Below are 21235 nucleotides of genomic sequence, written 5' to 3' on the forward strand. Positions count from 1 at the left end.
TTGACCCGGTAGCATCGGCGCGGTCCGCCTGATCTGCCTGATCCGCCTGATCAGTGATGAAGCAAGAGAACCAGGAAGAGAACGGAGGCGAGAAGACTCAGCACGGACCGGACCGCATGTAGCCTTCCCCATTTGTCCAGCAGGATCCGCGTTTCAGCCGAAGCGAGATCGCGCTTGCCCTCAAGCAGTTGCGCGTTGACATGCTTGATCACGAGCAAGGTGAACGGCACAACGCTGCCGATGAGCACCGCGCCAATCAGCCACATCGTGCCGCCCCCGAGCAGCCCTGAGGCCACACCCGCAAGACAGCTCAGGATTGCCAGCGGCGCCTGCATCAGCGTCGCGCGCTTGTAGCTTGGCGCCCAGACCGTTGCCGCCGTTTTCGTGTCACATCCCATCCGCGCGGGATGCTCGACAAACGTAATGTAGACCGCTGCGCCCGAGAACAGGGTGCAGCAAAAGGTAGCGATAAACTGGGCAGCCTGAAGCATCTTTGCCTCTCCTGCTGGAATGAGCATTCCAAGCCTTATCGGTCGGCGTGAGCAGATCGCGGAAAAATTCCGGCAAGAGCAAGCCTGGTCCGGATCATGTTACGCCAGATGGCATGGGCGCGAATCGCGTCGGCTTACCTGGAGCCTGGAAATAAAAAACCCGCAGCACCAGGCTGCGGGTTGTTTAACGCCGAGGCAGGCGCCCCGGCAAGGCCAGTGTACGGCCAGCCCGATCAGATCTCTTCGTACAGCGGCAGCGTCAGGAACTCAGCAAAGTCTTCCGACGTGGACATCTGCTCGAAGATCTCGCCGGCGCGGTCATACGTCTTGGTGTCGCCACCGACGAATGCCTTGACCTTGGCCAGCTCTTCCGGGATCAGCGCGCGCACCATCTCGGCGGTCACCTTGCGGCCATCTTCCAGCTTGCCCTTGGGCGAGCGGATCCACTGCCACACCTGCGAGCGCGAGATCTCGGCGGTGGCGGCGTCTTCCATCAGGTTGTGGATGGGCACGCAGCCGTTGCCGGCTAGCCAGGAGCCGAGGTAGTGGATGCCGACGTTGATGTTCATGCGCAGGCCGGCTTCCGTGATCGGCGTTTCCGGCTGGAAGTCCAGCAGGTCCTTGGCCGCCACGTTGACGTCGTCGCGTTGCTTGTCGAACTGGTTGGGCTTGTCGCCCAGCACTGCCACGAATTCCTTCATGGCCGGCTCGACCAGGCCCGGGTGCGCCACCCAGCCGCCGTCGTAGCCGTCGGTGGCATCGCGCTTCTTGTCGTTGATGATGCCTTGCATGGCGATGGCGTTCTTTTCCGGATCGTTCTTGATCGGGATCAGGGCGCTCATGCCGCCGATGGCGGGCGCGCCGCGCTTGTGGCAGGTCTTGAGCAGCAGCAGCGCGTACGAGCGCATGAACGGCGCGGTCATGGTGACCTTGGCGCGGTCGGCCAGGCAGAAGTTCTTGTCGACCTTGAACTTCTTGATGCACGAGAAGATGTAGTCCCAGCGGCCGGCGTTCAGGCCAGCGCTGTGCTCGCGCAGCTCATACAGGATTTCTTCCATCTCGAAGGCGGCCAGGATCGTTTCGATCAGCACGGTTGCCTTGACGGTGCCTTGCGGCAGGCCGATTTCGTTCTGGGCCATGACGAAGACGTCGTTCCACAGGCGAGCTTCGAGGTGGCTTTCCATCTTCGGCAAGTAGAAGAAGGGGCCGGCGCCGCGTGCGATCTGTTCCTTGGCGTTATGGAACAGGAACAGCGCAAAGTCGAAGATGCCGCCGGAGACGCGCTGGCCGTCGATGGTGACGTGCTTTTCGTCCAGGTGCCAGCCGCGGGGGCGCACCTGCAGCGTGGCGATCTTGTCGGCCAGCTTGTAGTGCTTGTCGTTGGAGTCCAGCGTGAGGGTGCGGCGCACGGCGGCCTTGAGGTTGACCTGGCCCTGCAACTGGTTGTGCCAGTTGGGGGTGTTGGAGTCCTCGAAGTCGGTCATGTAGCTGTCCGCGCCGGAGTTGAACGCGTTGATGACCATCTTGGCTTCGACCGGGCCGGTGATTTCCACGCGGCGGCAATGCAGTGCCGGCGGCACCGGCGCGACCTTCCAGTCGCCTTCGCGCACGCTCTTGGTTTCCGGCAGGAAGTCGGGCAGCTCGCCGGCGTCCAGGCGCTTGGTGCGCTCGACGCGGGCGGCCAGCAGTTCCTGGCGGCGCGGCTCGAAGGCGCGATGCAGTTTGTCCACCAGGGCCAGTGCGGCCGGCGAGAGGATGTCTTCGTAGGCCGGCAGGATTTCGCCGGTAATCTTCATGCCCGCAGGCAGCGTGATGGCCATCAGTGTTCTCCTGTGATCGATGGTTGAGTTGGGGTGCCCGCCGTCAAACCGCCGCACCTTGGGTGCGCACGAATTCGAGCAGGTCGTTCATGTCGTGCCCGGTGCCGGAAGGGCTCACATCGAGCCGCTCCGCCGGATGACCGGCACGATTGATCCAGAACGTGGTGTAGCCGTACCAGGTGGCGCCGCAAGCGTCCCAGCCATTGGACGAGACGAAGAGGATCTCCCCGGCCGGCACGCCAAATGCCTTGGGGCCCAGCGCGTAGGCCTCGGGCGCGGTCTTGTACATGCGCACCGCATCGACCGACAGCACGTGGTCGAACAGCCCGTGCATGCCGGCGCTCTTGACCGAGATGTCCAGCATCTCGGGGTTGCCGTTGGAAAGAATGCCCAGCGGCAGCCCGGCGGCCCGCAGGCGCTTGAGCGCCCCGAGGTTTTCCGGGAAGGCCGACAGGCACGCGTACTCCTTGAGCAGCTGCGCCTCCAAGGCCGGGTCCAGCACCAGTTGCAGGCGCTCGGCCGCATAGCGCAGCGCATCCACCGTAAGCGCCCAGAACGGCTTGTAGTATGCGCCGTCGGGGGCGGCCATCGAGCGAATGCGGGTGTAGTCGATCTGCCGCTCGCGCCACAGCAATGCCAGCGCCTCGCCCTTGCCCGGAAACAATTGCTCCGCGCGCGCGGTGACGGAATACACGTCGAACAGCGTGCCGTAGGCATCAAAGACGACTGCGCGGATCTTTTGCATGAGCTGGAGCGGTTCCTTTGGACAAACCCGGCAAACCCGGCAAAGCCGGCAAGCCAACACCACTGCGTGGGCCTGTACACCAATGAATGCATAGCATTGTAGGGAGACGTTGCAGTGCGGCAAAGTCGGTCAGGGTCACTTGATCTTTTACTTTTACCCCACTAATCTTCGCTAACGGTATAAAGATAAGGCACCAAATCCACCCCATTGCCTCACCCACCTCGTTTTTTGGGCGGTATGAGGCACAAAACTGGCGAGCTTCGTGGATCATTTCAAACAATTGGAGACCTTCGTCTCGGTAGCCGCTCGGGGCAGCCTTTCGGCGGCCGCGGCGGCTGAAGGCGTGGCGCCCGCCATCATCGGCCGGCGCATCGATGCGCTGGAAGAGCGCCTGGGGGTCAAGCTGCTGCTGCGCACCACCCGCAAGATCAGCCTCACCTTCGAGGGCTCGGCCTTCCTGGAAGACTGCCAGCGCATCCTCAACGACCTGCACAACGCCGAGGCCAGCGTCTCGGCAGGCGGCGTCAAGGCCAGCGGCCACCTGCGCGTGACCGCGCCGGCTGGCTACGGGCGCAAGCACGTGGCGCCCCTGGTGCCGCTGTTCATCGAGTCGCACCCGGACGTGACCATCACGCTGGACCTGTCGGACCGCGTGGTGGATCTCGTCAACGAGGGCTTCGACTGCGCCATCCGCCTGGGCGACCTGCCCGACTCCAGCCTGGTGTCGATCCGCCTGGCGGAGAACCGCCGCGTGGTGGTGGCGTCTCCCGAATACCTGGCGCGCCATGGCGTGCCCGCCCTGCCCGAGGATCTCACCCGCCACAACTGCCTGGCCTTCGGCGCCAGCGCCAACGTGCAGCGCGGCTGGGCCTTCCAGCAGGAGGGCCGCCAGGTGACGGTCAAGGTGGGCGGCACCATGGAATGCACCGATGGCGCGGTGCTCCACGCGTGGTGCCTGCATGGCCACGGGCTGGCATGGCGCTCCTGGTGGGAGGTCGGGCAGGAAATTGCCAGTGGCCGGCTGGTCACGGTGCTCGACGAATTCCAGGCGCCGCCGATCGGCATCCACGCTGTCTTTCCGCAGCGCAAGCACCTGCCGCTGCGGGTGCGGCTGTTCATCGACCACCTGAAGAACACTTATGGGAATCCGGCCTACTGGCGCCGCGCGGAACAGGCATCCGCCGCCAGCAAGCCGCAACTGGCGGTCAATTCGTAGTTCGATTTGATTTAGGGCAATGCTGCATGCGCCACCCCTGCCTACAATGAAACCTGACAGGTGCCATGCGGCCTGCCTCCGTCCACACGTCAATTCGGTCCACGCGGTCCATTCGCCCCAAAGGAGTCCAGCATGTTCAAGCACATCCTGCTACCCACCGACGGTTCGGAACTGTCCAAGAAGGCCATCGACGGCGCGCTGGAGCTGGCCAAGACAATCAACGCGCGGGTCACCGCCTATGTCTGCCTGGAGGAATATCCCTACACGCCGTTCAGCGAGATCGTGGTGGAGGCACCCCAGGCCTTCCGGGACCGAATCGAAAGCCAGGCCAAGCTGTACCTGAAAGAAGTGGAAACCGCCGCCAGGGCCGACGGCATCAGCTTCGACGCCGATATGTCCACCTTTGCCGTGCCCTACCTGGGCATCATCGACGCGGCCGAGCGCCATGGCTGCGACGTGATCTTCATGGCCTCGCACGGCAGGCGCGGCTTGTCGGGCCTGCTGCTGGGCAGCGAAACCCAGAAGGTGCTGACGCACACCGACATCCCGGTGATCGTGTATCGCTAAGTGCGCCCTGGCGCCGGGCGCCAGTCAACAAAAAGGCTGGCCACCCCGAGCGGGGCAGCCAGCCTTTTTGCTTGATCGGCCCGCCGATGCGGCCAGGCCGGCCAGGATCAGCTGCTCTTCTTGATGCGGTCCTCGATGTGCTTGGCGCGGTCTTCCGAGCCCGGATGCGACGAGAACATGCTGGACTTGCCGCCATCGAGCTTGGCCAGCTTCTGGAACGCCGTGACCAGGCCGCGGGTGTTGGCCTTGTTCTTGGTCAGCACGTCGAACGAGTAGTCGTCCGCGGCGCTTTCCTGCGTTTGCGAGAATTGCGCGTTGATCAGCTGCTCGCCCATTTCGCCCAGTTGCGAGGCCGACAACGCGGCCACGGTGCCGCCGGCGGCGGCCAGCGCGCCGCGCGCGGCCATGGCGGCGTACGCCACCTGCATCTTGTTCTTGGTGTGGCCCAGCGCCACGTGGCCCAGCTCATGCCCCACCACGCCGCGCACTTCGTCGTCGGTCATCATGTCCATCAGGCCGCTGTACACGCGCACGCAACCGTTGGCCATGGCCCAGGCGTTGACGTCCTTGGTCAGGTAGACCTTGGCGTTGACGCTGGGCAGGTCGCCCGATTGCAGGCCCGACATGATCTTGGTCAGGCGCTTGCTGTAGGTGCTGTTGGCGGCCGCGATCTTGTTGGTCTTGTCGAGCTCTGCGCAAGACTGGTCGGACATGGTCTTGACGTCGCCGTCGCTCAGCGAGGCCGCCTTGAACATCGACGTGCCGGCGCCCAACATGCCGTCAACATTGGTGCCGGCGCAGCCGACCACAAAGGCGGATAGAGCAACGATGGCCGCCAGGGAGAGTTTGTGCTTCATGATTGATCTTCTTCTTGGGATGTGCACCGACCGGGTTGCCTGCCAGTGACTTATATGGACATGTGCCGGTGGCTCACCGGCGACCTGCTGCGCGCCTCTTCTGGCACACGGCGGAATCATATCGCTGAAATCGTCCCAAGTGAACCTGAAATGTCTGAATCGATACAGACACAATATTTGACATTTCCGCGCGTACCGGCCTCGGCTCTCCCTTTCCGGGCCGGGCGCCTGCCTGCCTGGCGCCAAAAGCAAAAAACCGCGCCGTCCCTGAGAGGGAGACGGCGCGGCGCCTAATTGAGGGGCGTGATGGTCGCACGCCCTTCAGGTGACCAGCTCTATTGATCTGAAGATCTGAAGCCTCAGGCCACTTTCTTGTCGTCGAAGAATTGTTCGTCTTCGGTCGAACCCTTGAGGGCGGTCGTGGACGACTGGCCGCCTTCGATGGTCTGGGTCACGGCGTCGAAGTAACCCGTGCCGACTTCGCGCTGGTGCTTGACGGCGGTGAAGCCCTTCTCGGCTGCCTTGAACTCGTTTTCCTGCAGTTCGACGAAGGCGCTCATCTGGTTGCGGGCATAGCCGTAGGCCAGGTTGAACATCGAGTAGTTCAGCGAGTGGAAGCCGGCCAGCGTGATGAACTGGAACTTGTAGCCCATGGCGCCCAGTTCCTTCTGGAACTTGGCGATGGTGGCGTCGTCCAGGTTCTTCTTCCAGTTGAACGACGGCGAGCAGTTGTAGGCCAGCATCTTGCCCGGGAACTTGGCGTGGACGGCTTCGGCAAACTTCTTGGCGAACTCCAGGTCCGGCTTGCCGGTTTCGCACCACACCAGGTCGGCCACTTCCGCGTAGGCCAGGGCACGGGCGATCGATTGCTCGATACCCGGCTTGGTGCGGTAGAAGCCTTCCACCGTGCGCTCGCCGGTGCAGAACGGGCGATCGCGCTCATCCACGTCCGAGGTCAGCAGGTCGGCGGCTTCCGCGTCGGTACGGGCGATCACCAGGGTCGGCACGCCGGACACGTCGGCGGCCAGGCGCGCGGCGGTCAGCTTGGCAACGGCTTCACGCGTCGGCACCAGCACCTTGCCACCCATGTGGCCGCACTTCTTGACCGAAGCCAGCTGGTCTTCGAAGTGAACGCCGGCAGCGCCCGCGTCGATCATCGACTTCATCAGCTCGAAGGCGTTCAGCACGCCGCCGAAACCGGCTTCGGCATCAGCCACGATCGGTGCGAAGAAATCGGTGTCGCCCTTGCCTTCGCTCCACTGGATCTGGTCGGCGCGCTGGAAGGTGTTGTTGATGCGGCGAACCACTTGCGGCACCGAGTTGGCCGGGTACAGCGACTGGTCGGGGTACATTTCGCCGGCCAGGTTAGCGTCGCCCGCGACTTGCCAGCCCGACAGGTAGATGGCCTTGAGGCCAGCCTTGACCTGTTGCATGGCCTGGTTGCCGGTCAGCGCGCCCAGCGTGTTGACGAACGGCTCGGTGTTCAGCAGGTGCCACAGCTTCTCGGCACCGCGGCGGGCCAAGGTGTGCTCGATCTGCACGGAGCCGCGCAGGCGCACGACGTCATCGGCGGTGTAGTGACGCGCGACGCCCTTCCAGCGGGGATTGGTATCCCATTCTTTTTGCAGGTTCTTTGCTTCGGTTTCGTGGGACATTTCACTCTCCTAGTGTTTAAGACGGGGATGGCATTGGAAACTTGCGACAGGCTAGGCGGACCGTGGTGCCGACTTGCCGACCAGGGCACTTTCGGGGGTGTTCAGGCGGCGCTGATTTGCTGGCCTCGCCACCCCTGTTTTTTGCCGTTCAGGTCATGTGTCTTATATAAGAGTGTAGGGAAACGTCCCGCGTCGCAACAGGTCGGAATGCAGTCCTTGCTTAGTTTTTTCTTATTTATAATCAATGGCTTGCGATATACTTTTCACGATGTGGCAGGCAATCTTCCATCATGAGAAATGCCCGTTGTGCTTCGCATCTACATTTTTTGCCGCGCAAAACATCATTCCGCATTATGAAATTTCGGAATTTGGCGCCATCCGTGCCTGCCGCAATGCCAGCGGTTCCGGGCCGCCATCGATATGCCCGGCCAGGTCGCGCACCATCGCGGCCATGGCGGCGGGGTCCGCCAGCGGCAGCCAGTGCCGCGCGCTGACCTCCCGGCGCCACCAGCGCCCCACCCAGCGCGACAGATCCTCGGAGAGCGCCGGCCTGACATAGCGATCCAGCAGCGGCACGATCACCTGCACCGGCGCGTGGGCGTGGCGCTCGCCCGGAGAAAGCAGGCGCGGCAGCATATTGGCGCGGTACAGCGCCAGCCCAAAGCAGCCGTCCGCGATCTGGGTGGGATTCCGATCCGCCTCGATGCGCTCGGTCCGCTTCAGGTAAAGCGGCCAGGCGCGGCCCATCCAGAGCCGCCAGCTGAGTTCCGGCAGCCACGGCAGGTGGAAGAGATAGATGTACCAGGACGAGGCCATCTGCCGCAGCGAGCGTGAAAGCGCCGTGAACGACAGGCGCCGGTTTCCCCGCATCCAGTGGCCGACATGGTCCAGGCAAGGCCCGGAGCACGACGTGAACGAGGCGATGCGGCCGCGCAGACGTGGCTCGGTGACAAACTCCCAGCACTGGATCGAGCCCCAGTCATGGCCGACCAGGTGGACGGGCGCATGCGGCGAGACGGCATCGATCACCGCGCTGAAGTCTTGCGCCAGCCGCTCCAGGCGGTAGGCCGCCACCCCTTTGGGCGCCGTAGAGCCGCCGGCGCCCCGCACGTCATAGGCAACTACGTAATAGTCATTGGCCAGCAGCGGCGCCACGCCATGCCAGACGGCGCTGTTGTCCGGATAGCCGTGCACCAGCACGATGGCCGGGCGCGCGGGATCGCCCCAGGTCTTGACGGCAAGCCGCACGTCGCCGGACTGGACGAAGCGCTGGTTGGGAAGGGAGTTGGAAGCTTGCATGCTTGACCATGACATCGGACGATGGAATGGTTGCCGATGCTACGCCAAGACCCGCCGCGCGGCGAGCGCGCGGCGTGGCGTTTCAAACGCGAGGGGCTAGCGGGCGCGCCGGTAGGCTACCCAGTCGCCGGAATCGATGCGCGGCAGGCCCGCGACCGCCTCCTCGCCCACCGGATAAAGCAGGCAGCTGACGGCTTGTTCGCCAACCGCCACCACGCGCTCCTCGCGCACAAACAACGAGGCCTGGCCCGGATAGACTTCTTCGATCTCGTCGAGCACAGGCACCAGCGCGGCATCGACCTCGTACAAGTCGCCCGCCACGCCGGGCGCGGCGGCGTCCAGCACCAGGCCGGGATACGTGCCGAAGTCATAGAGCCGCCCCGGCACGGTCGCGCTGCCGATCAGGCGCGGCGCGGCAATGCCGTGCTTGCGCGCGGCCGCGTTGAGGTCGTTGACTTCGCCCGCGCGCAGCGTGCCATAGACAAAGACCACCGGCATGCTCAGCCCTCCAGCTTGGTGTCCGCCACCAGCACGCCATCGGCGTCGGCATAGACCCAGTTGCCCGGCCGCACCACGGCGCCGGGCATCTGCACGGTGACCTCGCGCTCGCCCACATTGCGCTTCTGGCTCTTCTGCGGATGCAGGGCCAGGGCGCGCAGGCCGATATCGCACACCGCAAGCTCCCCGCTGTCACGCACGCAGCCATTGACGATGATGCCGACCCAGCCGTTCTTCTCGGCCAGCACGCCAAGGTTGCCCCCACCAGCGCGCAGCGCAGCGAGCCGCCGCCATCGACCACCAGCACGCGGCCGTTGCCGGGCGACTCGACCGCCTCGCGCACCAGCGAGTTATCCTCGAACACTTTCAGCGTGGCCGCCGGGCCGGAGAACGCGGCGCGCTTGCCGAACTGCTGGAATACCGGCGACAGCACGCGCAGCGAGCCGTCGGCCAGGCGTGCCTCATTGGCGTCGCACAGGTCAGTGGTAGCAAAGCTCATGAAGGACTCCCGAATCAGGAAAGTGGAAATTGGAAATTGAAGGCTGCATGCGGAACCATGGGGCCTAGGGACCGCCCGGATCGCGCTAGCGCGATCCGGGCGGGTGCCGGCGTCAGCCGGCGGCCGCCCGCTTGCCCGCCACCTCGCGGCGGGAGCGGTTGCCATTGCCCACGGTGACGGCGGTGAAGATCGCCAGCATCTGGAAGGCGCCGATCATGAAGAAGACCCAGCTCGGCCAATGCGCATCCATCAGCATGCCGAAGAACAGCGGCCCGCTGGCCAGGCCGATATCCAGGCCGGAGTAGACCACGCCATAAACCCGGCCCGTGGCGCCAGCGGGGCTGCCGCACGCACCAGCAGGTCGCGCGAAGGCCCGGCCGTGCCCGCACCGAAGCCGATCACGCCCATCAGCACCGGCACCATCACGGCCGGCAGCACGCCCAGCCCCACCACGATGGCGACCAAGCCGGACAGCGTGAAGCTCATCGCGATCAGGCGGTCGTGGTTGCTGGTGCGTCCCGCGGCAAAGCCGCCCACGATCATGCCGCCCGCGCTGCACAGCATGTAGACGGTGTACGACGCCGTGGCGAGCGTCAGCGGCATGCCGTAGAGCTGGGTCAGCGCGGTCGGCGCGAAGCTCTGGATGCCGGAGAACGAAAAGGTGGTGACGAGGAAGAAGGCCCAGCAGATCCACACTTGCGGCAGCTTGAGGAACGCCAGCATGCTGCCGCCCGCCTTGGGTGCAGCGCTGGCCGGCCTGGGCGCCGCACCGGCGGCGGCGCGGGGATCCAGCACATGGCGAAAGGCCAGCAGCACGGCCAGCACGCCAAAGGCCACCGCCGAGGCACAGGCAAGCGCGGTGCGCCAACTGCCGAGCTCGGCAATGGTCACCAGGAAGATCGGCGCCGCAGCCCAGCCGAGGTTGCCCGAGATGCCATGCACGGAGAACGCATGGCCCAGCCGCGGCTGGGAAACATGCTTGTTGAGCAAGGTGAAATCGGCGGGATGGAACACCCCGTTGCCGATCCCGGCCACGCCCGCGCCAAGCAGCAGCATCGCGTAGCTCGGGCTGATGGACAGCAGCAAGGCCGCCGCGCCCAGCAGCCCGAGGCCGCCAAACAGCACCGGCTTTGCGCCAAAGCGGTCCACCACGAAGCCTGACGCGGTCTGCACCACGGCCGACACGGCAAAGAACACCGTCATCAGCAAACCCAGCTCGGCATAGCTCAGGCCGAACTCGGCCTTGATCCACGGGAAGAGAGGCGCCAGGAGCAGGTGAAAGAAGTGGGAAACGCCGTGGGCCAGCCCGACCAGACCGATGACCTGGGCGTCGTGGCGCAGCGGATTGCGAACGGGATCGAGGGTGGCAGCAGTCATTGGGCGGCTATCGGGCTGGGCTTGGCATGGCGCGCCGGCCATGCTGCCAGGCACAAGAAGCGCGCTGCGAATACCGCATCATAGAGTAAAAGCACCCCTGGCAGGGGTGCTCTGCGCGCTACATCTGCTTGAACAGATAGGCGTACTGGCGTGCCACCGGCAAGGTTTCCGAGCGATTGCGCAGCTTGAGCGCGAGCCGCCCCAGCGACTGGTTCACGGCGCTGGCCACGCAGTCGATGTTGACCACCGTGCCGCGATGGATCTGCCAGAAGCGCTCGGGGTCGAGTTGCTGCGACAGCTCGCGCAGGCTGGTGCGGATCAGCGCTTCGCCGCTGGCGGAAACCACGTTGACATACTTGTCCGTCGCCTCCAGGTAGATCACCTCGTCCACCGGAATGATGCGGACCTCCTGGCCGACCAGTGCCTTGATAAAGCGCAAGTAGCCATGTTGCGGCGCGCCCGCCGCCTGTTGCGCGGGCCCGCCGCCGCCCGGCTCCAGCGTCTCGAGGCGCGCCAGCAATTGCGCCAGGCGATCGGTATCGATGGCGGCGCCGCCCTCCTCGCTGGCCTGCGCCTGGGCCGCCAGCCTCGCCTTGAGGCGGTGCACGGTGGCCTCCAGCCGCTCGGGCTGCACCGGCTTGAGCACGTAGTCGACCGCCTCGCGCTCGAAGGCTTCCAGCGCGAACTGGTCATATGCCGTGACGAACACCACCAGCGGCGGCGGATCGAACGCCATGAGCTCGCGCGCCACGTCCATGCCGCTCATGCCAGGCATGCGGATATCGAGAAACGCTACCTGGGGCTCGTGCTGGCGGGCCGCCTCCAGCGCGGACACGCCGTCATGCACCACGGCGACGATCTGCGCTTCGGGCCAGAGGCTGGACAATTCGGCATGCAAGGCGCGCGCGAGCAGCGGCTCGTCGTCGGCAATCAACAGGGTCGGGGCCATGGAAACGGGAGTAAGGGGCGGATCGGTCGAAGCAGTCCAAGCGGCGGTCTAAGCGCCTAAGCGGCGAGGCGCCTCAAGAATGGGAAATGCCTTGCGTGGCGGCGCTCACAGGGGTGATTGCGCGCGCGCCTGCGGCCTTGGCCGCGGGCACCGGCAGCGGTGCGTGGGCTGCGACAGGCGCCGCCGTGCGCACAACCGGCAACGTCAGCCGGACGATCACGCCGCGCGGCGTGTTTTCTTCCATCTGCATGCTGGCCGCCGCCCCGAAAATCCGCGCCAGCCGCTCGCGCACATGGGTCAGCCCGAGGCCGGAGCCCTTGGTCACGGCATGCCCGAAACCCACCCCGGTATCGGTGATCACCACCTGCACGGCGCTGTCGCCCTGCGCCCGGGCCGACAGCACGATCTTGCCGCCACGCATGCACGGCTCGATGCCGTGGCTGACCGCGTTCTCCACCAGCGGCTGGATCAGCATGGGCGGGATCTCCACCTCCGCCAGCTCGGGCGGGAGCTCGATCTCATAGGCCAGGCGCGTGCCGAAGCGCAGCGCCTGGATGTCCAGGTAGCTGCGCAGCAGCTCGAACTCCTGGCGCAGCGTGCATTGCTCGGCGCGCGTGTGGGACAGCGACATGCGCAGGAAGCCGATCAGCCGCTGCAGCAGGCGCCTTGCGGCCTGCTGGTCGGTGGCAATCAGGCAATCCAGGTTGGCCAGGGAGTTGAACAGGAAATGCGGCTCGATCTGCGCCTGCAGGGCCATCAGTTGCGCGCGCACCAGCTGCTTCTCGGCTTCTTCGCGCTGCAGCGCATCGAGCGCGGCCTGCCGCTCGAGATGCGCGAGCTTCTCCCGTGACCAGTAGAAGTAAATCATGCTGGCCGACGCAAGCATGCCCACTACCAGGCACATGCGCAGCATATCGGTAGCTTCCTCGAAGGACTTGGCCGGCTCGTTCAGGACCACGCGCGTGGTCCAGCTGCCCATGATCACGCCCAGCGGCACGGCCACTGCGGTCAGGCACAGGAAAGGCCAGCGCCGCGGCCTGTCGTTCCACCAGATCAGCACGCGGGCAATGTCGATCAGCAGCCAGATCGACAGGCCGATCAGCTGGCTGTAGACGAAGTTGTGCCACAGCGAGCCGCCGGTGCGGAAACCGTAGTTCAGGCTGACGGCGATGATGGTGTTCGCGCACAGCACGAACACCAGGTCGCGCGCGAGGATCGAGATCCGGGAGGGAATGGCGGCAGGACAGCGATCCAGCGATTTCATAGGGGCAAGGTCGGGGACAACTGATCGTTATTGTAGGGGCCGTTCACGGGCGCTGCCGTCCTTTGCCCGGCTTATGCGCATCTTGTGCCTCATTTTCGTGGGCGGTTTCGTCCGTGATGCGGCCATGCAAAGCGGCCCACCACCGCCCCGACAGCACATAGCGAGGAAAGGTGATCCATTGCTCGGCCAGGATGCGGCGGACAATATCGAGCGGGCCATCGAACGGCTCGGGCCGTACCGCTTCGAGCCGGTGCCCGCGTCCTTGCAGCATCATCGACAAGCCCATGCATATCATGCCCAGCCCGATTGCCTGAGCGGACAGCGAGAGCACGCCATAGACGAGCAGCACATTGCCGGCCATGAACATCGGCACCGCGACAATGTGCAGCAACAGGCTGAGAGGGTGATTGTGATTGCGGGCGTAGCCTTGCCATTGCCAGCGCAGCAGCCCTTGGGGGCGTGCGCTCATGGCTTCTGCCCTCCCTGGCTGGCGCGGCGCCAGGCCAGGCGGCGCACGAGCACGATGGCGCCCAGGGCGATCAGCAGCACGGGCCAGCCCTCGCGTAGCAGATAGGCCGGCAGGATGCCGCCATTCTGCGCGAGGAGCACCGCGCCCAGTGCAATCAGGATGATCGGGGCGATCAGCCCCTTGCCGCCACGGCCTTGCTTCATCGCGCTCTCCTCGCGTGCGGACCCGCGCACCGTCGATATTGCAGTGCATCAAGCCATGTGGCGGCAGCAATCTATGCCACCACGGACAGTGGTGACTTTACGCGGACACCGGCCGGGACGAAAGTGGCGTGCGACGAATGGAAAGCGGATGGCGCGAAAGGCGAGGATGCGGCGCGATCGGCACCGCGGCCTCTGCGGGCCAATGAGACCCATGAGGCCCAGGAAGCCGTCAGGCCTCGACCACCTGCCCGCCCGCTGGCTCGGACAGCGCGCTGCTGACCGTGTCGCGCGAGAGATGCGGCGCGAACATGTTGATGAAGGCATGCGCGTAGCCGCGCAGGTAGGCGCCGCGGCGCACGGCCACGCTAGTGGTGTTGGGCTCGAACAGGTGGTCGGCCGCGATCCGCACCAGCCCGGCGTCCTTGCGTTCGTCGTAGGCCATCGAGGCGATGATGCCCACGCCCAGTTCCAGCTCGGCGTACGTCTTGATGACGTCCGCGTCCATGGCGGTCAGCACGATTTCCGGCTGCAGCCCGGCGGCGGCGAAGGCGCCATCGATCTTGCGGCGCCCGGTGAAGCCGGCGTCGTAGGTAATGATCGGGAAGCCGGCGATGTCTTCCAGCGTCGGCTCCGGTAGGAGCGTCAGGGGTGCTCGGGCGAGACCACCAGCACGTGGCGCCAGGTGTAGGCCTCGAACGAGGTCAGCCCGGCCTCGCTGGCCACCGCCTCGGTCGCGATGCCGATATCGGCCTGGCCGCACAGCACCAGCTCCACGATATGCGCGGGCGAGGCTTCCTGTAACGCCAGCGTCACATGGGGGTAGGCGCGGCGGAAGCTCTGCACCACCTTGGGCAAGGCATAGCGGGCCTGGGTGTGGGTGGTGGCCACCGTGAGGCGGCCGGTATGGCGCCCGGCGAATTCGTCGCCCGCCTGGCGCAGGTTCTCGGCCTCGAGCAGCAGGCGTTCGACGATGCGCACGATTTCACGCCCGGGCTCGGTCAGGCCGGTCAGGCGCTTGCCGTAACGCTCGAAGATCTCGACGCCAAGCTCCTCCTCCAGCTCGCGGATCTGGCGCGACACGCCGGGCTGCGAGGTGTAGAGCGCATTGGCCACCTCGGTCAGGTTGAATTGGCGGCGCACCGCCTCGCGGATGGAACGTAGTTGCTGGAAGTTCATTGTGCGGCTCCTGCCGGCGTGCCCCTGGCGCTAGCCGGGGCGGATGAATGGGGTTGGACGAAGACACGCAGCCGGCGCGGCCGCACGGCGAGCAGTTCGCCCTCGCGGAAGCCCTGGTGGCGGAAGCGCTCGAGCGGCAGCGCCACCTCGATGACTTCCTGGGTGTCTTCACGTTCCAGTTCGAGCTGGGCCACGGGGCCCAGGGTGAGCGCGCGGCGCAGCGTCACGGCAATGCCGTCGGTGCCGGGCGAATAGCGCTCGAGATCGAGATCGTGCGGGCGGACATAGGCCACGGCATCGCCGGCGGTTTCATGGCCGCTGCCGATCACCGGCAGGATCGAGTCGCCGGTGTGCAGCAGGCCGCCCCGCTCCCCAACCTCGAGCCGGCCGTGGAACAGGTTGACGTTGCCGAGAAAGCCGAACACGAACGGCGTGGCCGGATGGTTGTACACCGCCTCCGGCGTGCCCGCCTGCTCGACATGGCCGCGGTTCATCAGCACCACCTGGTCGGCCACTTCGAGCGCTTCTTCCTGGTCGTGGGTGACGAACACGCTGGTGACATGGAGCTCGTCGTGCAGGCGCCGCAGCCAGCGGCGCAGTTCCTTGCGCACCTTGGCATCGAGCGCGCCGAACGGCTCGTCGAGCAGCAGCACGCGCGGCTCCACCGCCAGCGCGCGGGCCAGCGCAATGCGCTGGCGCTGCCCGCCGGACAACTGCGGCGGATAGCGCTCGGCCAGCCAGTCGAGCTGCACCAGCTCCAGCAGCGCGCGCACCTTGTCGCGGATCTGCGCCTCGCTGGGGCGCTCGGCACGCGGCTTGACGCGCAGGCCGAAGGCCACGTTCTCGAACACCGTCATGTGCTTGAACAGCGCGTAGTGCTGAAACACAAAGCCAACCTGGCGCTGGCGCACGTGCTGGTGCGAGGCGTCGCGCCCTTCCAGCAGGATCTGGCCAGCGTCCGCGCGTTCCAGGCCGGCAATGATCCGCAGCAGCGTGGTCTTGCCGCAGCCCGAGGGGCCCAGCAGCGCCGTCAGCTGGCCTTCGTCGAAATCGAGGGTGACGTCGTCGAGCGCAACGAAATTGCCAAAGCGCTTCCGCACATTCTTGACCTGGATGCTCATGATGCCTGTCCTTGCAATTTGCCAGCGCTCGGGTTCTCCGGCGCAAAGTTCTCGTCTTCCCTGTGCTCGCGGCTCGCCCGGTATTCCACCAGCGTCTTGATGCCGAGCGTGACCAGGGCCAGCAGTGTGAGCAGCGACGCCACCGCGAAGGCTGCGGCGAAGTTGTATTCGTTGTAGAGAATTTCCACGTGCAGTGGCATGGTGTTGGTGAGGCCGCGGATATGGCCCGACACCACCGAGACCGCGCCGAACTCGCCCATTGCCCGCGCGTTACACAGGATCACGCCATACAGCAGGCCCCAGCGGATATTGGGTAGCGTGATGCGGCGGAAGGTCTGCCAGCCCGAGGCACCCAGCACGATGGCGGCCTCCTCTTCCTCGCTGCCTTGCGCCTGCATCAGCGGGATCAGCTCGCGCGCCACAAAGGGAAAGGTGACGAAGATGGTGGCCAGTACGATGCCCGGCACCGCGAACATGATCTTGATGTCGTGCGCCTCCAGCCACGGTCCCAGCCAGCCCTGCGCGCCGAACAGCAGCACATAGACCAGGCCGGAGATCACCGGCGACACCGAGAACGGCAGGTCGATCAGCGTGGTCAGCAGGCTCTTGCCGCGAAAATCGAACTTGGCGATGGCCCAGGACGCCGCCACGCCGAACACCACATTGAGCGGCACCGCGATGGCGGCCACCAGCAATGTGAGCTGGATCGCGGCCACGGCATCGGGCTCGACCAGCGAATCAAGATAAGTCTGCACGCCTTTGCGCAGCGCTTCATAAAAGACCGAAGCCAGCGGGATGAACAGGAACAGCGCCAGGAACAGCACCGCGATGGCGATCAGGGTGTAGCGCACCCACGGCGCTTCACCCGTGGCATCCCGGAAACGCGCGGCGGGGGCAGCACGGCCGCCCAGGCCCTTGGTAGCGACGCCGGCCATTTCAGCTCTCCTTGTCCGGCGCCACGGAAGCGCGCACTGCCTGGTGGTGACGGCGCGTCCACGCTTGCAGCAGGTTGATCAGCAGCAACAGCGCGAAGGAGATCACCAGCATCACCACCGCTACCGCGGTAGCGCCCGCGTAGTCGTATTGCTCCAGCTTGGAATAGATCATCAGCGGGGCGATCTCGGAGACCATCGGCATATTGCCGGAGATGAACACCACCGAGCCGTACTCGCCGGTGCCCCGTGCGAACGACAGCGCAAACCCCGTCAGCAGCGCCGGCAGGATGGTCGGCAGGATCACGCGGACAAAGGTCTGCAGGCGCGTGGCGCCCAGGCTGGCCGCGGCTTCTTCCAGCTCCTGCTCCGCGTCTTCGAGCACCGGCTGCACCGTGCGCACCACGAACGGCAGCCCGATAAAGGTCAGCGCCACCACCACGCCCAGCGGGGTGAAAGCCACCTTGACGCCCAGCGGCTCCAGGTAGCGGCCGATCCAGCCGTTGCCGGCGAACAGCGCGGTCAGGGCAATGCCGGCCACCGCGGTGGGCAGGGCAAAGGGCAGGTCGACCAGCGCATCGATCAGGCGCTTGCCGGGAAAGCGGTAGCGCACCAGCACCCAGGCAACGATCAGCCCGAACACCGTGTTCACGATGGCGGCGATCAGCGAGGCGCCGAAGCTCAGTTGCAGGGAGGCGACCACCCGGGGCGAGCTCACCGCGGTCCAGAAGGCCTCCCAGGTCATGGTGAAGGTCTTGAGGAAGGTGGCCGACAGCGGGATCAGGACGACCAGCGTCAGGTAGAACAGCGTGAAGCCCAGCGAGAGGCCGAAGCCTGGCAGCACGGTAAAGCGCTGCTTGCCTGGCTTGGCGGGCGCGCTTTTGCGCGCTTGGCGGTCATCCGGCCGCGCCGGGGGCGGATTGTCCGCCAAGGAAATCGAGGGTGGCATGTTGTCTCGTCTGTGCCGTCGTATCCGCCTCCGGAGAAGGGCTTCCGAGCGGGATTCGCTGGAAACCGAAGCAGCGGGGGCGGCTTCTTTATGACGCCGGCGCATAACGCTCCGGCCTACGAGACAAATTCTGCAGATGCCGCCTTATAAACAGAACGAATCTTTACGTATGTTCTTAGGCGTTTTAGATATAAGGAAACGTAGACGACACTTCCATCCCGCCTTCCCAAGGCCCGGCGCGGTCGCCGGACGGGCCGGCGCTGCCGTCCGCCTCGATCCGCTGGATCAAGGTATCGAGCAAGGCGAGCCCCTCAGGCCACTGGTCAAGGCCAGAATCGGCGTTAATGTGACCTAGCATGCCTGCATCATGGAGCTCGCTGCCCCATAGCGTGCCCCAACTGAACGCGGTGCGCTGTTGCATCCAGGGATCGTTGCGGCTGGCCACCAGGATGGTGGGAAACGGCAGCCGGTACGCGGGCAGCAGCCCGGCCACGCCAAATTTGTCGGGATCGGCGGGGGCCACCAGCACTGCGCCCGCAATGCCCTCGGGATCAAGCGCCGCCTGGCGCAGAGTGGCCAGGCAGCCGAAGCTGTGCGCCACCAGGATGGCCCCGCGCGGGGCCACGCGTTGCGCTCGCATGACGCTCTCGGACACGCGCTCTGCCCACAGCGGCAGGCTCGGGCGCGACCAGTCGTGCTGCTCTACGCGCTGCCAGTCGGGAAAGCGCTGCTCCCAGCGGCTTTGCCAGTGGCCCGGGCCACTGCCATGCAACCCTGGCACCGTCAGGATCTGCAAACCCTTGGGCACCTTCAACCGTACGTCGGCGGGTCGCCCGCTTGCGCCCGCCTGCCCGCCGCGCTGCTCCCGCGCGGCCGGCCTCTTCGTCTGCGTCATTTCGGCTCCTTGGTCAACGCCATCGGGACGCCGCCGGATCCGTTCCGGGGCACCCCGCCCTCGAACTCCTAAATGCGAACCTCGCCGGCCACTTCATGCAGGTGGCGCGCGCTCACCGCCGCGCCGGTGAAGCTGCCCTGCCCCAGCACGATGCCGGCTGCCTGCAGCCGCTCGGCATTCTCGGCGTTCTCCAGCCGGCGCCCGATCAGCGTCACGCCGGCACTGTCGGCACTGGCCTGCAGCCCGGCCAGCTGGCGGTCGGTCCAGTTGCGGCGCATGTCCAGCTTGAGCCAGTCGGGCAGCGCGTGCGCCATCAGCGCGCCGGCCTCCGCCGGGTCCGATGCCTGCAGGCTCACGGCAAAGCCGTTGCGGCGGTAGTTGCCCACCACATGCAGCAGCAGCGGCAGGTCGTCGTTGGCGCTGGCCGGCACCTGGATCACGAACCGGTCAAGCGGCAAGCCCAGCGACTGAAGCGCGCGCCGGAAGGCCGAGCCGTGATCGTCGGCCACGGCAGCCAGCAGCCGGTTGTGCACGTTGAGCACCAGCTTGCGATCGCCGTCGGCCGCAAAATAGTTGATGGCATGCACCAGGCGCGAGAGCCGGTCGAGCGAGACCAGGGAGGCATCGTCCGCCGCCATCGCAAACAGCTTCCATGCACTCAGGCCAACGCCGTCGCCCGCGTACGTGCGCAGCGTGCCTTCGTGCGCCACCACATCGCGACTGGACAAGGTGATGAGCGGCTCGAACGCGCTGGTCAGCGAGCAGTTATAGAACTGGCCCTGCACCTGCCCACGCTCGTCGCGCCACAGTTGACGATCGTTTTCTGGCCGGCGCGGCAGCGCTTCCAGGTAGTGGGTGAGCGCCGTCAGTGCCGCGCCTCTTTCGTTCGCGCTTGCCATTGCGATTTCCTTTGCGTTGCGCTTGCGCCTCGGGCGAGGCTTCAAAGCTTGGCCAGGGATACCTCGGTAGCCTTGACCAGGGCAACGACTTCGCTGCCGATGGTAAGGCCGAGATCCTTGACCGAGCGGGTGGTGATGACCGAGGTGACGATGCCGGCCGGCGTCTCGACGTCGACCTCCGAGACCACAGGGCCTTCGATGATGGCAGCAACCTTGCCGCGGAACTGGTTACGTACGTTGATCGCCTGAATGCTCATGATAGAAGTTCCTTTGCGTGAGTGAAAATGAGAAATGCGTAAAACTTTGGTTCAGCGGATGGCGGCCGCGCGGGTGAGTGACGTTGCCCGCTCACCCGTGGCTGCCGCCGCTTAAGCGGGTTGCGCCGGCTTCGCTCAAGGCTGGCTGCGCGACCCTTGTTTCATACTTGTTTGCCTTCTCGCTGGCGTCCTTGCTTGCGGCAGGGTTTGCGCGCTAGATCGCCCAGCGCACTGAATCGACCGTGCGCGCCACCGACCAGTCCACTGCAGACAACAATGCTTGCCCGTGCTGGCTCTCATTGACCGGCGATGTGCCATCACGTTGCATCACCCGGCGCAGCACCGCGTCCTCCAGTTGCGCGAACGCCGCCGAGCCACGCTGGCGCGGACGCGGCAGCGCCACCCGCTGGTCCAGCGCGATGCGGCCGTCTTCGATCAACACCACGCGGTCGGCCAGCGCTACCGCTTCCGACACATCGTGGGTGACCAGCAGCGCCGTGAAGCCCAGGCGCTGCCACAAGGCCTCGATCAAGCCCTGCATCTCGATGCGGGTCAGCGCATCCAGCGCGCCGAGCGGCTCGTCCAGCAGCAGCAAGCGCGGGTGATGCACCAACGCACGCGCCAGTGCCACGCGCTGGCGCTGCCCGCCCGACAGGCGCGCCGGCCACTCGCCCGCGCGCTCGGCCAGGCCGACCTGGCCCAGCACCCTGGCCGCATCGGCCAGCCGCGCGCGCGGCAGCCCCAGCGCCACGTTGTCCAGCACCTTCTTCCATGGCAGCAGGCGCGCGTCCTGGAACATCACCCGGACCGCCTCGCGCTGCTTGTTGCCAGGCACGCCGTCCAGCGTTACGCCACCGCCATCACTGTCTTCCAGGCCGGCCACCAGCCGCAGCAAGGTGCTCTTGCCGCAACCGCTGCGGCCCACGATGGCGAGGAACTCGCCCGGCGCGGCCTGCAGGTGGATGCCGTGCAGCACCTCGCGCCCGCCGTATCGCTTCACCACCTGCTGCACGCGCAGCGCGAGGCCCTTGCCATCCTGGCTGGCGGGCACATCGGCCAGCGCGGCTTGCTCGATCGGGTTGCTTTGCATATCGGGT

At 65.9% G+C, this 21235-nt stretch carries 20 protein-coding genes and 3 pseudogenes; 2 read left to right on the plus strand and 21 right to left on the minus strand.

Translation table 11 applies throughout. The features are described 5' to 3' along the window. Positions 1-50: 50 nt before the first annotated feature. The 3 genes from OMK73_RS18520 to OMK73_RS18530 form a co-directional block, all read right to left on the minus strand. Positions 51-491, minus strand: coding sequence for a DUF1772 domain-containing protein (locus OMK73_RS18520; RefSeq protein WP_267603422.1), 441 nt, complete (start codon positions 489-491; stop codon positions 51-53). Between the two features lie 233 nt (positions 492-724). Next, positions 725-2311 carry a malate synthase A gene (gene aceB, locus OMK73_RS18525; RefSeq protein WP_267603423.1) on the minus strand — a complete coding sequence of 529 codons (1587 nt, stop codon included), beginning with the start codon at positions 2309-2311 and terminating at the stop codon, positions 725-727. A 43-nt stretch (positions 2312-2354) separates the two neighbouring features. Next, positions 2355-3056, minus strand: a complete 702-nt coding sequence (locus OMK73_RS18530) for a haloacid dehalogenase type II (RefSeq protein ID WP_267603424.1) — start codon at positions 3054-3056, stop codon at positions 2355-2357. 262 nt (positions 3057-3318) lie between these two features. Between OMK73_RS18530 and OMK73_RS18535 the strand changes: the two genes are divergently transcribed. Both OMK73_RS18535 and OMK73_RS18540 read left to right on the plus strand, forming a co-directional pair. After that, the gene (locus tag OMK73_RS18535; RefSeq protein WP_267603425.1) at positions 3319-4272 is read left to right on the plus strand and encodes a LysR family transcriptional regulator; all 954 of its coding nucleotides are present in this window, start codon (positions 3319-3321) and stop codon (positions 4270-4272) included. A gap of 132 nt (positions 4273-4404) precedes the next feature. Further along, the gene (locus OMK73_RS18540; RefSeq protein WP_006161942.1) at positions 4405-4839 is read left to right on the plus strand and encodes a universal stress protein; all 435 of its coding nucleotides are present in this window, start codon (positions 4405-4407) and stop codon (positions 4837-4839) included. Positions 4840-4946: 107 nt separating this feature from the next. Here the strand turns inward: OMK73_RS18540 and OMK73_RS18545 are convergent, their stop codons facing one another. The 18 genes and pseudogenes from OMK73_RS18545 to OMK73_RS18630 all read right to left on the minus strand — a co-directional run bounded on the left by OMK73_RS18545 (position 4947) and on the right by OMK73_RS18630 (position 21228). Continuing rightward, complete coding sequence (locus OMK73_RS18545; protein ID WP_267603426.1) at positions 4947-5696, minus strand: M48 family metalloprotease; 750 nt, start codon at positions 5694-5696, stop codon at positions 4947-4949. Positions 5697-6055: 359 nt separating this feature from the next. Beyond that, entirely contained in the window at positions 6056-7351 is a 1296-nt protein-coding gene (gene aceA, locus OMK73_RS18550; RefSeq protein ID WP_267603427.1) for an isocitrate lyase, read from the minus strand. Positions 7352-7702: 351 nt separating this feature from the next. Next, positions 7703-8650, minus strand: a complete 948-nt coding sequence (locus OMK73_RS18555) for an alpha/beta fold hydrolase (RefSeq protein ID WP_267603428.1) — start codon at positions 8648-8650, stop codon at positions 7703-7705. 96 nt (positions 8651-8746) lie between these two features. Beyond that, positions 8747-9148, minus strand: a complete 402-nt coding sequence (locus OMK73_RS18560; RefSeq protein WP_267603429.1) for a gamma-glutamylcyclotransferase family protein — start codon at positions 9146-9148, stop codon at positions 8747-8749. 2 nt (positions 9149-9150) lie between these two features. Then, positions 9151-9812, minus strand: a pseudogene (gene rraA, locus OMK73_RS18565) (ribonuclease E activity regulator RraA). Continuing rightward, positions 9760-11024: pseudogene (locus tag OMK73_RS18570) on the minus strand (MFS transporter). Before OMK73_RS18570 ends, rraA begins: the two co-directional pseudogenes overlap by 53 nt. A gap of 118 nt (positions 11025-11142) precedes the next feature. Further along, complete coding sequence (locus OMK73_RS18575) at positions 11143-11973, minus strand: LytR/AlgR family response regulator transcription factor (RefSeq protein ID WP_267603430.1); 831 nt, start codon at positions 11971-11973, stop codon at positions 11143-11145. Between the two features lie 73 nt (positions 11974-12046). Beyond that, positions 12047-13237 (minus strand): sensor histidine kinase, encoded by a 1191-nt coding sequence (locus OMK73_RS18580; RefSeq protein WP_267603431.1) that lies wholly within the window; start codon positions 13235-13237, stop codon positions 12047-12049. Between the two features lie 43 nt (positions 13238-13280). Then, positions 13281-13706, minus strand: coding sequence for a terminase (locus OMK73_RS18585; RefSeq protein ID WP_267603432.1), 426 nt, complete (start codon positions 13704-13706; stop codon positions 13281-13283). Further along, positions 13703-13909 (minus strand): LiaI-LiaF-like domain-containing protein, encoded by a 207-nt coding sequence (locus tag OMK73_RS18590; protein ID WP_267603433.1) that lies wholly within the window; start codon positions 13907-13909, stop codon positions 13703-13705. The genes OMK73_RS18585 and OMK73_RS18590 overlap by 4 nt, the downstream gene beginning before the upstream one ends. Before the next feature lie 229 nt (positions 13910-14138). Next, positions 14139-15085, minus strand: a pseudogene (locus OMK73_RS18595) (CysB family HTH-type transcriptional regulator). Then, positions 15082-16206, minus strand: coding sequence for a sulfate/molybdate ABC transporter ATP-binding protein (locus tag OMK73_RS18600; RefSeq protein WP_267603434.1), 1125 nt, complete (start codon positions 16204-16206; stop codon positions 15082-15084). The pseudogene OMK73_RS18595 and the gene OMK73_RS18600 overlap by 4 nt, the downstream one beginning before the upstream one ends. Then, complete coding sequence (gene cysW, locus OMK73_RS18605) at positions 16203-17141, minus strand: sulfate ABC transporter permease subunit CysW (protein WP_267603435.1); 939 nt, start codon at positions 17139-17141, stop codon at positions 16203-16205. Before cysW ends, OMK73_RS18600 begins: the two co-directional genes overlap by 4 nt. Position 17142: 1 nt before the next feature. Further along, positions 17143-18087: a sulfate ABC transporter permease subunit CysT gene (cysT, locus tag OMK73_RS18610; protein ID WP_267603436.1), complete on the minus strand. Its 945-nt coding sequence runs from the start codon at positions 18085-18087 to the stop codon at positions 17143-17145. Positions 18088-18271: 184 nt separating this feature from the next. Then, positions 18272-18982, minus strand: a complete 711-nt coding sequence (locus OMK73_RS18615) for an RBBP9/YdeN family alpha/beta hydrolase (protein ID WP_267603437.1) — start codon at positions 18980-18982, stop codon at positions 18272-18274. Positions 18983-19050: 68 nt separating this feature from the next. Further along, on the minus strand, positions 19051-19881 hold the full coding sequence (locus tag OMK73_RS18620) for an EAL domain-containing protein (protein WP_267603438.1): 831 nt from the start codon (positions 19879-19881) through the stop codon (positions 19051-19053). 41 nt (positions 19882-19922) lie between these two features. Beyond that, the gene (locus tag OMK73_RS18625) at positions 19923-20138 is read right to left on the minus strand and encodes a TOBE domain-containing protein (protein ID WP_006161487.1); all 216 of its coding nucleotides are present in this window, start codon (positions 20136-20138) and stop codon (positions 19923-19925) included. A 214-nt stretch (positions 20139-20352) separates the two neighbouring features. Then, positions 20353-21228: an ATP-binding cassette domain-containing protein gene (locus OMK73_RS18630; protein WP_267603439.1), complete on the minus strand. Its 876-nt coding sequence runs from the start codon at positions 21226-21228 to the stop codon at positions 20353-20355. Between the last annotated feature and the right edge of the window lie 7 nt (positions 21229-21235).

The organism is Cupriavidus sp. D39 (assembly GCF_026627925.1).
Classification (GTDB): Bacteria; Pseudomonadota; Gammaproteobacteria; order Burkholderiales; family Burkholderiaceae; genus Cupriavidus; species Cupriavidus ulmosensis.